The sequence below is a fragment of the Seohaeicola saemankumensis genome (genome assembly GCF_042678485.1).
GTDB classification, from domain to species: Bacteria; Pseudomonadota; Alphaproteobacteria; order Rhodobacterales; family Rhodobacteraceae; genus Seohaeicola; species Seohaeicola saemankumensis.
The window spans coordinates 420,332-434,065 of record NZ_JBHTKR010000002.1 but is presented as its reverse complement, the minus strand read 5'-3'; the positions used below and the strand labels follow the sequence as shown (position 1 = coordinate 434,065).

The 13,734-nt window shown below is 67.7% G+C and carries 8 protein-coding genes; 4 read left to right on the top strand and 4 right to left on the bottom strand.

Annotated features, from left to right (window positions below; genetic code table 11):
- Window positions 1-35: 35 nt before the first annotated feature.
- From ACFQ3C_RS05915 to selD, 3 genes are all read left to right on the top strand, one after another.
- Window positions 36-1,403 carry a formimidoylglutamate deiminase gene (locus ACFQ3C_RS05915; protein ID WP_380789570.1) on the top strand — a complete coding sequence of 456 codons (1,368 nt, stop codon included), beginning with the start codon at window positions 36-38 and terminating at the stop codon, window positions 1,401-1,403.
- The gene (locus tag ACFQ3C_RS05910; RefSeq protein ID WP_380789569.1) at window positions 1,400-2,101 is read left to right on the top strand and encodes a GntR family transcriptional regulator; all 702 of its coding nucleotides are present in this window, start codon (window positions 1,400-1,402) and stop codon (window positions 2,099-2,101) included. Before ACFQ3C_RS05915 ends, ACFQ3C_RS05910 begins: the two co-directional genes overlap by 4 nt.
- 88 nt (window positions 2,102-2,189) lie before the next feature.
- Window positions 2,190-4,370 (top strand): selenide, water dikinase SelD, encoded by a 2,181-nt coding sequence (gene selD / locus ACFQ3C_RS05905; RefSeq protein ID WP_380789568.1) that lies wholly within the window; start codon window positions 2,190-2,192, stop codon window positions 4,368-4,370.
- A 6-nt stretch (window positions 4,371-4,376) separates the two neighbouring features.
- Here the strand turns inward: selD and mnmH are convergent, their stop codons facing one another.
- From mnmH to putA, 3 genes are all read right to left on the bottom strand, one after another.
- Window positions 4,377-5,426 carry a tRNA 2-selenouridine(34) synthase MnmH gene (mnmH, locus tag ACFQ3C_RS05900; RefSeq protein ID WP_380789567.1) on the bottom strand — a complete coding sequence of 350 codons (1,050 nt, stop codon included), beginning with the start codon at window positions 5,424-5,426 and terminating at the stop codon, window positions 4,377-4,379.
- Window positions 5,427-5,554: 128 nt separating this feature from the next.
- Window positions 5,555-7,990: a heavy metal translocating P-type ATPase gene (locus ACFQ3C_RS05895; protein ID WP_380789566.1), complete on the bottom strand. Its 2,436-nt coding sequence runs from the start codon at window positions 7,988-7,990 to the stop codon at window positions 5,555-5,557.
- Between the two features lie 89 nt (window positions 7,991-8,079).
- Window positions 8,080-11,595, bottom strand: a complete 3,516-nt coding sequence (gene putA / locus ACFQ3C_RS05890; protein ID WP_380789565.1) for a bifunctional proline dehydrogenase/L-glutamate gamma-semialdehyde dehydrogenase PutA — start codon at window positions 11,593-11,595, stop codon at window positions 8,080-8,082.
- Window positions 11,596-11,727: 132 nt separating this feature from the next.
- Here putA and ACFQ3C_RS05885 point away from each other — a divergent pair, with 132 nt between their 5' ends.
- Window positions 11,728-12,198, top strand: a complete 471-nt coding sequence (locus ACFQ3C_RS05885; protein ID WP_380789563.1) for an Lrp/AsnC family transcriptional regulator — start codon at window positions 11,728-11,730, stop codon at window positions 12,196-12,198.
- A gap of 7 nt (window positions 12,199-12,205) precedes the next feature.
- Here the strand turns inward: ACFQ3C_RS05885 and ACFQ3C_RS05880 are convergent, their stop codons facing one another.
- Window positions 12,206-13,333 (bottom strand): CaiB/BaiF CoA transferase family protein, encoded by a 1,128-nt coding sequence (locus tag ACFQ3C_RS05880; RefSeq protein WP_380789561.1) that lies wholly within the window; start codon window positions 13,331-13,333, stop codon window positions 12,206-12,208.
- Between the last annotated feature and the right edge of the window lie 401 nt (window positions 13,334-13,734).

Below are 13,734 nucleotides of genomic sequence, written 5' to 3'. Positions count from 1 at the left end.
TGTAGATACTTATTTTTGTCAACGGAGATGTCCCCGTGCAAATCATCCAAGCATCTCAAGCACTTTTGCCAGATGGCTGGCATGCGGATATCGACCTGCATATCGACGAACGCGGGCGAATCGCCCATGTCGGCCCGGGTTCCGGGCAAGCCGCGCAACGCGTGGCGCTGCTGCTGCCTGCGCCGCTGAATCTGCACAGCCACGCCTTCCAGCGCGCCATGGCCGGGCTGACCGAAGCGCGCGGCCCCGATGCCAGCGACAGTTTCTGGAGTTGGCGCCGCCTGATGTATCGCTTCCTTGATCAGCTGAACCCCGATCAGGTCGAGGCCGTGGCGGCCCTTGTCTTCATGGAGATGCTGGAGGCCGGATATGGCGCGGTGGCCGAGTTCCATTACCTGCATCATGATGTCGGCGGCACGCCCCATGCGCGGCTGTCGGAAATGTCGGGTCGGATCGTCGCGGCGGCGACACGCGCGGGTATCGGGCTGACGCTGCTTCCGGTGCATTACCAGTTCGGCGGCTGCGACGGGCGCGCCCTTGCCGGTGGGCAGCAGCGTTTCGGCAACGATCCGGACCGTTTCATGGCCCTGCACGCAGAGGCCGCGCAGACGATCGGCCATGCGTCGGCCGATTATGCCATCGGCGTGGCCCCCCATTCGCTGCGCGCTGTCGGGCCATCCGGTCTGCGCGCCATTGTCGAGGCAACCCCCTCTGGGCCGATCCACATGCATCTGGCCGAACAGCAGGCCGAGGTCGAGGAGGTCACGACCCATCTGGGCGCGCGCCCGGTCGAATGGCTGCTGGATCAGCACGCGGTCGATCACCGCTGGTGCCTGATCCATTGCACGCAGATGACCCCGCAAGAGACGCGGGCGCTGGCCGTGACGGGCGCGGTGGCGGGGCTTTGCCCGCTGACGGAATCAAGCCTGGGCGACGGGATCTTCAACGGCACCACCTATCTTGGCGCTGGCGGGCGGATCGGTTTCGGATCGGATTCCAACATCCAGATCTCGCTTTTCGAGGAACTCAAGACGCTGGAATATTCCCAAAGGCTGCGGGATCGGTCCCGCGCGGCGCTGGCCCTGCCCGACCGCTCGACGGGCCGCGTCCTGTTCGACGCGGCAACCGCGGGCGGCGCGCAGGCGGGCGGACGGCAGGCCGGGCAGATCGCTGCGGGCCAATGGGCGGACCTGATCGCGCTGGATCTGGATAATCGCTGGCTGTGCAACCGGCAGGGCGATGCGCTGCTGGACAGCCTGATCTTTTCGGGTGGCGGGCAGGCCTGCATCACCGATGTCTGGAGCGCGGGCCGCCACGTGGTCCAACAGGGCCGCCACCGGGCACGCGACACGATCCTGCGCGATTTCATCGCCGTGATGCGACAACTGGAGACGCGGCTGTGACCGCGCCGGGCCGTCTGACCTGGACCGATATCCGCAACCGGATCCAGTCCCGCATCCTGAACCGGACCTATGCCCCCGGAGACCGATTGCCCCGCGACGAGGATCTGGCGCTGGAACTGGGATGCGCGCGCGCCACGGTGCACCGCGCCATGCAGGACCTTGCCCAAAGCGGCCTGGTCGAGCGCAAGCGCAAGGGTGGCACCCATGTGCGCGCCCATCCGGTGACGCGGGCCACCTTCGACATTCCGATCACCCGGCGCGAGGTGGAACAGCGCGGCAGCCGCTACGGCTATCAGCTGGTCAGCCGCGCGATCGAAGCGCCGCCACCGTCTGTCATGGCCCGTTTCGGCATCCCCCGATCGGCCCCCATGCTGCATGTCAAGGCGCTGCATCTGGCCGACAACCGCCCCTATATCTACGAGGATCGCTGGATCGACACCGGGTCGGCGCCCGAGATCCTCGAGATCGACCTGACCACGCAAAGCGCCAATGAATGGCTGGTACACAACAAACCCTACAGCCGCGTCGATGTGCGCTTTTACGCGATCAAGGCCGAGGGCGAGATCGCAAGCCAGCTTGCCATTGCATCGGGCGAGGCGCTTCTGATCATCGAGCGTACGACCTGGATCGGCGACCGGCCGATCACGACCGTGCAATCGGCGACGGCACCAGGGTATCAGTTGGCCTCGCAGGGCTGATCCCGCCGCGATGCGGCCTGTCCGCGGGTGCATTCCCCTCGGCGCGCGGATCGACTAAGACAGCTCAGCCACAGCCTAAGGCCCGACCATGCAGATGCCCCATCCCCTGACCCGTGACCTCGTGCTGATCGGCGGCGGTCACACCCATGCGCTGGTGCTGCGCAAATGGGCGATGGCCCCGCTGGCCGGCGCACGCGTCACGGTGATCAACCCGGCCGCGACGGCCCCCTATTCGGGGATGCTGCCGGGCCATATCGCGGGGCATTACGCGCGCGAGGATCTTGATATCGACCTGGTGCGGCTGGCCCGCGCTGCGGGTGCGCGGATCATCCTTGACCGGGCCGTCGGCCTCGATGCAGTTCAGCAGCGGATCACCCTGGGGTCCGGACGCATTCTGGATTACGATCTGGCCTCGCTGGATATCGGCATCACCGCCGAAATGCCCGCGATCCCCGGATTTGCGGACCACGCCCTGGGCGCGAAACCGCTTGATACCTACGCCGCCCGCTGGCGCGCCTTTCTGGTCAAGGTGCAGGCCGGACAGGCAAACCCCCAGGTCGCCGTGATCGGCGCAGGCGTGGCCGGGGTAGAGCTGGCGATGGCGATGTCCCATGCGCTGGCGCAGGCAGGCGCCACGCCGCAGGTGCATCTGGTCGAGGCCGCCGCGGGGCTGACCGGCACCGCGCCCGCCACCCGCGCGCGCCTGTCGCGCGCGTTGCGGGACCATCACGTCACCCTGCATTTCGGCGCCTCCGTGGCACGGATCGCGGCGGGCGGGGTCCAGTTAGCCGATGGCCGGCAGATCGAGGCCGATCTGATCGTCGGTGCGGCCGGGGCTTTCGCACATCGCTGGCTGCGCGACACCGATCTGCCGCTGACCGAGGATGGTTTCGTGATCGTGGATCCCGACCTGCGCGTCAGGGGACATGAGAAAGTGTTCGCTGCGGGCGATTGCGCGCATATGGCCCATGCACCACGCCCCAAGGCCGGGGTCTTCGCCGTGCGCGCCGCCCCTGTCCTGCATGACAACCTGCGGGCAGTCCTGTCCGGGCAGACGACGCGGGCGTTTCATCCGCAGCGCGACTACCTCAAGCTGATCTCGCTTGGCGACAGATCGGCCGTGGCAGAGAAATTCGGGATTGCCTTCTCGGGGCGCTGGCTCTGGCGGTGGAAGGACCGGATCGACCAGTCCTTCATGGACAAGTTCCGCATCTTGCCCGCCATGCCTGCCCCTGCCCGCCCCGCCGTGCAGGCCCTTGGGGCCGCCGAGGCCGCAGGCCATGATCAGCCCCTGTGCGGCGGATGCGGATCGAAACTGGGCGCGGATGCCCTGCACCGGGTGCTGTCGCGCCTGCCCGCGCCGCAGCGCGCCGATGTCCTCAGCCTGCCGGGCGACGATGCGGCCGTTCTGGCCACGGGCGGCGCGCGCCAGGTGATGACCACCGATCACCTGCGCGCCTTCACGCAGGATCCCGCGCTGATGGCCCGGATCACCGCCATCCATGCCCTGGGGGATATCTGGTCCATGGGCGCCACACCGCAGGCCGCCACGGCCACGGTGATCCTGCCACCGATGTCCCCGACGCTGCAGGCCCGCACCATGGCCGAGGTGATGCAGGCCGCATCCGATGTCTTCCGCGCCGCGGGGGCCGATATCGTGGGTGGCCACTCGACCACAGGGGCAGAACTGACCCTGGGTTTCACCGTCACGGGGCTGTGCGAGGGCGTCGCGATCACCCATGCCGGCGCGCGACCCGGCGACAGGCTGATCCTGACGCGCCCCATCGGATCCGGCACGATCCTTGCCGCCGAGATGCAGATGCGCGCCGAGGGGCGCGACGTCGCGGCGCTTCTGGCACGGATGGCGCAGCCGCAGGGCGATGCGGCCAAGGTGCTGCGCGGGGCGCATGCAATGACCGATGTGACGGGTTTCGGCCTTGCCGGCCACCTGATGGCGCTTTGCCGCGCTTCTGACCTCGCGGCAGAGATCAGGCTGGGTGACATTCCGCTCCATCACGGGGCCGAAGCGCTGGCCGCTGCGGGCCTCCGCTCGACCGCGTGGCCCGCGAACCTGGCCGCCGCGCCGGTGACAGGCGCCATCGGTGCGCGCGGTGTGTTGCTGCACGATCCGCAGACGGCAGGCGGGTTGCTGGCCGCTGTCGCACCCGATCAGGCGTCGGCGCTGCTGGCGCAGGTGCGGGCACTAGGCCATGAGGCGGCGATCATCGGCACGATGGTCCAGGGCGCACCCGGCATCCGATGCGTCTGACCTGCCTCAGGGCCCGACCGCGGCAAGGATATACGGAATTGCCGCGTCCAGATCGGCATCGCTCAGCCCTGACATGACCAGCCGCACCAGCGGCGCGCGCCCCTGGCGGGACTGGGCCTTGATGTAACGCGGGTCGTAATGATGCTGCACCAGCTCTGCGGCCAGCCCCTCGAAGGCGCCGGCGCGCGCCTGCGCCTGCCAGGCCTCGACCCGCTCGGCGCCATGATATGTCCGCAGCGGCGCGAGCTTGGCGACCAACAGATCGCGATCGGCCAGCAGGTCCGCATAGGCCTGACACAGGTAGCGCGCGCGCGCCGCCAGCGGCGCGTCGATCACCACATGATCCGCGCCGATCATCGCCTGCCATAGCGACGGCGGGATGATCAGACGCCCGATCTTGTTGCTTTCGGCCTCAAGGAACACTGGCCGAGACGGATCAAGCCGGGCAAGCGCCATGGCGATGCGACTTTCAAAGGTCTTCTGCGCGGGTTGCCCGCCGGGCCGTCCCCCCAGAAGCGATCCGCGATGGGCGGCCATCGCCTCAAGGTCGATGACCTGCGCGCCGGCCTGCGCCAATCGCGCCAGCACCCGCGTCTTGGCGGTGCCGGTGCCACCATCCAGCAATATCAGCCGATGCGGCACCGGCTGATCATACATGGCCGTCACCACCAGGCGCCGATAGCTTTTATAGCCGCCCTCGATCAGGTCCACCCTCCAGCCGACCTGCGCCAGAATCGAGGCGAATGACCCCGACCGCTGCCCCCCGCGCCAGCAATAGACCAAAGGCCGCCAACCGCCGTCGCGATCCGCAAGCGGCCCCTCCAGATGCGCCGCGGCATTGCGCGCCACCAGTGCGGCCCCTGTCTTGCGCGCCAGGAACCGATCCTGCTGCACATAGATCGTGCCCACGATGGCACGCTCCTCATCCGACAGGACCGGCAGATTGATCGCGCCGGGGATGTGATCCTCGGCATATTCCGACGGCGCGCGCACATCGATCACCTGATCGAAGGGCAGCGCCGCCAGCGCGTCAAGTGAGGTCAGTTTGAGAGCCATGCAAGCATCAATATCCAAGCGTCCGACCGCCTGATCTAACGGTTCGTCCTGCCAAAGGCCACAGCGCCTGCTTCATCTTTCCCCAAATACTCAAGCACAAGGGCACAAGCCGGCGAAAGCGCCTGCGGTCACGCGACCGCCCGCAGCCTGCGCAGCCGCAGCGCATTGGTGATCACCAGAACCGACGAGGCGGCCATCGCCCCGCTGGCCAGCATCGGCGACAGCATCGGGCCGCCGAAGATCGCCAGCAGACCCGCCGCCACCGGGATCAGGGCGACATTGTAGCCAAAGGCCCAGACCAGGTTCTGGCGAATGTTCGACATGGTCGCGAGGCTGATCCGATGCGCCGTGGCGACACCGCGCAGATCACCGGACATCAGCACGATATCGGCAGCCTCGATCGCCACATCAGTGCCCGACCCCATCGCGATGCCCACATCCGCCGCCGCCAGCGCGGGCGCATCGTTGATCCCGTCGCCGACAAAGCCGACGCGGCCCTGCCTGGCCAGTTCCGCCAGCGCATCGGCCTTGGCGGTCGGCATGACACCGGCGATCACCGTCGCGATCCCCAGTTCCGCCGCCACTGCCTGTGCCGCGGCGGCACTGTCGCCGGTGACCATCGCAGAGCGCACACCTGCGGCTGTCAGCGCGTCGATCACGGCCCGCGCCTCGGGCTTGACCTGGTCGGATACGGCCAGCGCCGCGACGATCCGGTTGTCCATGGCGGCGAACAGGACGCTGCGCCCCTCGGCCTCCCATGTGGCCACTGTCCGGGACAGGGCCGCCGGCACGGCATCGAAGAACCGCGCGGCACCCACTTTCAGATGGGCACCGGCAACCTGACCCTCCACACCCAGGCCCGGACTTGCCTTTGACCCGCTCACCTGGGGCAGTTGCAGCCCCCGCGCTTCGGCTTCGGCCACCACGGCGCGCGCGATGGGGTGATCCGAGGTCGCCTCAAGCGCCGCGATTGCCGCCAGCGTCGCATCCTCCTGCGCGCCCTCCAGCACCGAGATGCCCGAGACAACCGGCTTGCCGATGGTCAGCGTGCCGGTCTTGTCAAAGGCCATGATCTGCACGCCCTGCAGCGCCTGAAGCGCATCACCCCGCCGGAACAGCACCCCCAGTTCGGACGCGCGCCCCGTGCCCACCATGATCGACACGGGCACGGCCAGCCCCATGGCGCAGGGACATGCCACGACCAGCACCGACACCGCGGCCACGATGGCCAGTCCCAGCGCGGGGGTCGGGCCGAAGGCCAGCCACAGGCCCAGCGTCAGCAGCGCCACGGCGATCACGACCGGGACAAAGACCGCCGTGACCCGGTCCACCAGCGACTGGATCGGCAGCTTCGCGCCCTGTGCATCGGCCACGGCGGCCATGATCTGCGACAGCACCGTATCCTTGCCCGTGGCCGTCGCACGGATCATCAGCGCGCCGGCCCCGTTGACCGTACCGCCGATCACCCGGTCACCGACCGTCCGCATAACCGGCAGCGGTTCGCCCGTGACCATGGATTCGTCCAGATCCGACCGGCCCTCGATCACCGTGCCATCGGTCGGCACGCGCGCACCGGGCCGCAGTTCGATCTCGTCGCCGGTGACCAGTTCCGCGAGCGCCACGGTCCGCATCACCCCGTCGCGGCGAACCCGCGCTTCGCGCACCTGGAGCCCCGCCAGCTTGCGGATCGCCTGACCTGCCTGCCCACGCGCGCGGGCCTCCAGCCAGCGGCCCATCAGAATCAGGGTGACGATGACGGCGGCGGCCTCGAAATAGACCTCGGCTGTGCCGGGGGGCAGGATGCCGGGCGCGAAGGTCGCCACCGTGGAAAAGCCCCAGGCGGCCGACGTGCCCAGCGCCACCAGCGCGTTCATGTCCGGCGCGCGGTGCAGCAAGGCGGGCAGGCCCAACCTGAAGAAGCGCAGGCCGGGGCCAAACAGCACCAGCGTCGTCAGCAGGAACTGGATCACCCAGCTTGCACCCGTTCCGATCGTGCCATGCACCCAGTGATGAAACGGCGGCCAGACATGACCGCCCATGGCAAGCACCATGACGGGCAGCGTCAGCGCGGCGGCGACAGCCGTATCGCGGCGCAGGCGGGCAATATCGGCGGCATCGCGCGCAGCGGCCGCGTCGGGCCTGTCATCGGTCACGGGGCTGGCCGTATATCCGGCGCGTTTGACCGCGGCGATCAGCGCCGAGAGGTCCACCGCACCTGACAGGACGCGCAACCGCGCCTGCCCATCGGCAAGATTGAACGTGGCGGATACAACACCGGGCACGCCCTGCAACGCCGCCTCGATCCGCGCCACACAGGAGCCGCAAGTCGCCCCGTCGACAGCCAGTCGCAGGTCTTCTTCGGCGGCGGGATATCCCGCCTTTGCAAGGGCAGCGGCCGCGCCCGAGGGGGTCACGGTGCCGTCATGCGACACCTCTGCCGTCCTGGTGGCAAGGTTCACGCGCGCCTCTTGCACGCCCTCGACACCGGACAGCGCCGCCTCGGCGCGGCGCACGCAGCCCGCGCAACTCAAGCCCGTCACATCCAGCCGTAGCGTCTGTTCCATCCTGGCGCCCTTATCCTTCGCCTTACAAGATAGACGCCTTCAAGGACCGGAATTCAAGAGCCACGCCGGATCAAACAGGGATAGCGCGATCACATGGATGCGATCATCGCCCCCTCTTCGGCCTCGGCGGCCAGCAGGGCGGCGTTGCCGCCCGCTGCTGTCGTGTCGATGCAGATATGCCGTTCGATCCGGCAACGCGCCGCCAGATCCGTTCCGCAGGCCAGCCCGATCAACGCCCCATCGCGAGCCGCCAGCGCACGCCGCGCCGCGCGCAGGTCACGCATGTCGGACCAGAGCGCCACCAGATCGAAGCCACGCATATGTTCCAGCGCGCCTCTCGGCAGCACCCCGTCCACGCCCAGCGCGGCCGAGATGCCCGGCGCCACGGCCAGCGCGTGACAGCCATTGTCCCGCGCGATCCGCACCTGTTCGGTCGCATCCGCCGCCGTCGGACCAAGGCAAAGAACGATGCCCCGGCCAAAGGTGGACAGGCGGTTGGATTCCCCCGTCGGCCCCGGCAGATCGGTCACCGAAAGACGCGCCAGCTCCAACCCCTTGAGCTGGTCAAGCCGGGCCTGCACCGCTCCCACATCAGCAGGTTTGCCGGCCTGACCTGCATGATCCATGACCTCTGCGCGCAGGAAACGCGGCACATAGGATGGCCCGCCCGCCTTGGGGCCGGTGCCTGACAGGCCCTCGCCGCCGAAAGGCTGGCTGCCGACGATCGCGCCGATCTGGTTGCGGTTGACATAGGCATTGCCGACCTTGAGCCGCGATGTCACCTGTTCGACCCGCCCGTCGATGCGGGTATGCATCCCGAAGGTCAGCCCGAAACCGCACCCGTTGACCGCATCCACCACCGCGTCGATCTGATCGGCGCGGAAGGTGGCGACATGCAGGATCGGGCCGAACACCTCACGCTCCAGCGCCTCGATACCGCTGACGCGGATCACGGCGGGGCCGATGAAGTGGCCCTGCGCGGGCGCCTCCATCGCCTTCAGCAGCGTGCCGGCCTTGCGGGCCGCCTCGATATAGCCTGCGAAATCGGCCTGTGCCCGGGCGTCGATCACCGGGCCCACGTCAACATCGTGATGCCAGGGATTGCCAAGGCGCAATTCGTCCATCGCACCGAACAGCATCTCGAGGAACGGCTTTTCGATGTCCTTTTGCAGGTAGAGCACCCGCAGCGCCGAACAGCGCTGTCCGGCCGACTGGAAGGCCGAGGCGACGATGTCGCGCACCGCCTGTTCGGGCAGCGCGGTGCTGTCCACGATCATCGCATTCAGGCCGCCGGTTTCCGCGATCAGCGCGGCATCGGGCGCCATGCCTTCGGCCATGGTCCGGTTGATCCGCTGCGCGGTCACGGTCGAGCCAGTAAAGCAGACCCCGCCTACACGCGCATCGCCCGTCAGCACCGGCCCCAGCACGGACCCCGCGCCGGGCAGCAGTTGCAGCGCGGCGCGCGGCACGCCGGCTTCGTGCAGCAGTCCGACCGCCACATGCGCGCAAAGCGCGGTGGTTTCCGCCGGTTTCGCCAGCACGGCATTGCCGGCGGCAAGCGCCGCGGCAATCTGGCCGGTGAAGATCGCAAGCGGGAAGTTCCACGGCGAAATGCAGGTGAAGAGGCCGCGCGCCGGACCCTGGGCATCAAGGCCCCGCGCCGCGTAATAGCGCAGGAAATCGACCGCCTCGCGCAGTTCGGCGATGGCATCCTTTGGTGTCTTGCCCGCTTCGCGCGACAGCACGGCGAAAATCTCGCCGAAGTGCTGCTCGTAGAGATCGGCGGCACGGTTCAGCACCGCGGCGCGGGTCGGGGCGTCAGCCTCCCAGGGCTGGGCCGCAGCAATCGCGGCCTCGGCGTCGGCGGCGGAACAGATGGCGGTGCGCCCCACGATGTCGGCGGGATCGGCCGGGTTGATCGCCTCGACCACTTCGGCGGCGGACAGGTCCACCGCAGCCAGCGGACCGGCCTGCCATTGATGCGGGGCCGCAAAAGGCGCGCGGGCGGTGTCGATCATGTCAAGGTCACGCGCCTCGTGCAGGTCGTAGCCGCGCGAATTGGGCCGCTCCGGCGCATAGAGCGCTGCGGGATCCTTGACGGCCAGGGATCTGACGCCCGCCGCGCCCTCAAGCGCGTCGAAAGGATCGGCGGCCACCACTTCGGGGGGCACATCCTCGTCCACGATCTGGTTCACGAAGCTGGAGTTGGCGCCGTTTTCCAGCAGGCGGCGCACCAGATAGGCCAGCAGGTCGCGATGCGCACCGACAGGGGCGTAGATACGGCAGCGGGTGCCCGCCTCTTTCAACACCACGTCATGCAGCACCTCGCCCATGCCATGCAGGCGCTGGAATTCGAAGGTGCTGCGGTCGCCCGCCATTTCCAGGATCGCGGCCACGGTCTGCGCGTTGTGGGTGGCGAATTGCGGATAGATGCGGTCGGTCATCCCCAGCAGCTTGTGCGCGCAGCACAGGTAGGACACGTCGGTTGCCGCCTTGCGGGTGAAGACCGGGAAGCAATCCAGCCCTTCGACCTGCGCGCGCTTGATTTCGGTATCCCAATAGGCGCCCTTGACAAGACGCACCATGATGCGGCGGTCCAGTTCACCGGCCAGGGCATGCAGCCAGTCGATCACCGGGGCGGCGCGCTTGCCATAGGCTTGCACCACCACGCCGAACCCGTCCCAGCCGGCCAGGCCGGGATGGCGCAGCACGGCCTCGATCACGTCCAGCGACAGGTCCAGCCTGTCGGCCTCTTCCGCGTCGATGTTCAGCCCCATGCCGGCCTTGCGCGCGGCCAGCGCCAGTTCCAGCGTGGCGGGAACCAGTTCGGCCATCACGCGGTCGCGCTGGCCCACCTCGTAGCGGGGATGCAGCGCGCTGAGCTTGATCGAGATGCCGGGGTTGGCGCGGATATCGCTGTTGGTGCATTCGGTCGCCAGCCGGGCGATGGCCTGTGCATAGGCGGCGTGGTATTTCTGCGCGTCGCGCGCGGTCAGCGCGGCCTCGCCCAGCATGTCATAGGAAAAGGTATAGCCCTGCGCCGCCCGCGCCCCGCCGCGCTTGATCGCCTCGCCGATATCGCGGCCCAGCACGAACTGATGGCCCAGTTCCTTCATGGCGCGGCTGACGGCAGACCGGATCACCGGCTCGCCCAGACGCTTGACCGCGCCGTGCAGCACATTGGCAACACCGGGGGCCTGGTCTTCCTTCAGCACCTTGCCGGTCAGCATCAAGGCCCAGGTCGAGGCATTCACAAGGCTGGAAGAGGACCGCCCCAGATGTGCGCCCCATTCGGAGGGGGCGATCTTGTCCTCGATCAGGTCGTCGATGGTTTCACGGTCCGGCACGCGCAGCAGCGCCTCTGCCAGGCACATCAGGGCAATGCCCTCATTGGTGGACAGGCCATATTCGGACAGGAACACTTCCATCAGGCCCGGGCGCCCGGCCCCACGGATGGCCTGCACCAGCCCGACCGCGCGGCGCCCCGCAGCAGCCCGGATCGCGGCATCCGGGGCCATTTTGTCGCGCAGACCTGCCAGCACGGCATCTTCGGCAATGTGGTGGGTGGCGCGAATGTTTTCGCGCAGGGCAGCAAGGCGGGACATGGCAAACCTCATCAACGAATCCGGGAATTGGACCTGTTTCAAGGATAGCAGATGCGTGACAGCCAATTTTCCTGTTGATCAAGCGCCGACAAGGCGTTTGAATTTCATTTGTCAGATCTTGAAGGAAAAAGCATGCCGGACGAGCAGAAAACAGACGCACTTGACCGGATCGACAGGAAGATCCTGCGCGAACTCAGCACGGACGGGCGGATCGCCATCACCGACCTGGCCAAGAAAGTGGGGCTGTCGAAAAGCCCATGCCAGGTGCGGATGAAGCGGCTTCAGGATCAGGGATATATCCAGGGGTTTCGTGCGGTGCTCAATCCGGCCAAGCTGGGCCTGGATCATGTCGCCTTCGCCGAGGTGCGGCTGACGGATACGACCGAAAAGGCGCTGGCGGCCTTCAACCGCGCGGTGATGGACGTGCCCGAGATCGAACAATGCCACATGATCGCAGGCTCATTCGATTACCTGCTCAAGATCCGCAGCCACAACATCCAGGCCTACCGCCAGATCCTGGGCGAGGTGATTTCGACCCTGCCCTATGTCGGCTCGACCTCGACCCATGTCTCGATGCAGGCGGTCAAGGACAGCGCGTTCTGAGCGCGGGTCACGTCAGCACCCCTGCGGCGCGCAGGCGCGCAATCTCGGCGTGGCCATAGCCCAGTTCGGACAGGATAGCGTCGGTGTCGCGCCCGGCCGCGCCCGGGCTGGCGGGCGTGGCGGCAGGGGTGCGGTCGAACCGTGGCGCAGGGGCGGCCTGCATCACATCGCCCACCCGCAGGAAGGTGCCGCGCGCCGCGTTGTGGGGGTGATCCTCGACCTCGTCCCAATCCAGCACGGGGGCTACGCAGGCATCCGACCCCGCGAAGATGGCCATCCATTCGTCGCGTGTCCTGCTGGCAAAGACACGGGCATAGGCCGCGCAGCGATCGGGCCAGGTGGCGGGATCCATCTGGTCGGCGCGGTGTTCGGGCGGCAATCCGGCAAGGTCGACAAGCTGTGCGAAGAACTGCGGCTCCAGCGGGCCGACCGCCAGCGCGCGCCCGTCGCGCGTGGCATAGCACCGATAGAAGGGCGCGCCGCCGTCAAGCAGGTTGGAACCCCGCCCCTGCCCCCATTGCCCCCTGGCCAGCCATTGATGGATCAGCCCCATCATCGCGGGCACACCATCGACCATGGCGGCATCGACAACCTGCCCCTTGCCCGAATGTCCACGCTCATAGAGCGCCGAGAGCACGCCGAACACCAGGAACATGGCGCCGCCGCCATAGTCTGCAACAAGGTTCAGCGGCGGTATCGGCGGGCCATCCGCCGTGCCGATCGCGCCAAGCGCGCCGGACAATGCCAGATAGTTGATGTCATGCCCGGCCGTCATGGACAGCGGTCCCTGCTGTCCCCAGCCGGTCATCCGCCCGAACACCAGACCGGGGTTCAGCGCATGGCACTCCTGCGGCCCAAGACCCAGCTTTTCCATCACGCCGGGGCGAAACCCTTCGATCAGCACATCGGCGCCCGCGATCAGGCGGCGCGCCGCCTCAAGCCCCTCGGCAGATTTCAGGTTCAGCGCCACCGACTGCTTGCCGCGCCGGTTCACATCGGTTGGATCGCCCGGCGCCGACGCACGATCGATCACGACGACCTGCGCGCCCAGATCGGCAAGAAGCTGCCCGGCCAGGGGACAGGGGCCAAGCCCCGCCATCTCGACCAGTTTCAATCCTGCAAGCGGTCCTGCCATGATCGTGTCCTCCCTGCGTGACCCGCGCAGCGTTGCAGGTTGCACCGATACTGGCAAGGCGCGACGCAGGCATGCGCCGCCCTGCCACGCGGCACCGCCATCACCCGGCAACGGGGCCGGAGCGACCGGAAGGCGCATCAAAAGAAACCCTGAAATCAAATTGTTCCCGCCCTTTACCACCTTTCAACTCTGTGATTGTGTTGTCCTTGCGCCATTCGGACAGCTGTGGGTCGCGCATCACTCCATGGTTGTAGACAGGGCCAACCTGATACCGTTATTGAAACGGAGAAGACTTCGATGCAGGGCGGTTTCGCCCTGGGTTTCAGCCGTCAAACGCGGCCGACTGTAACGATTGATCCTTGGTTGCCGGCCCATTTCAAGGTGCCGGGCAGGCAGTTGAA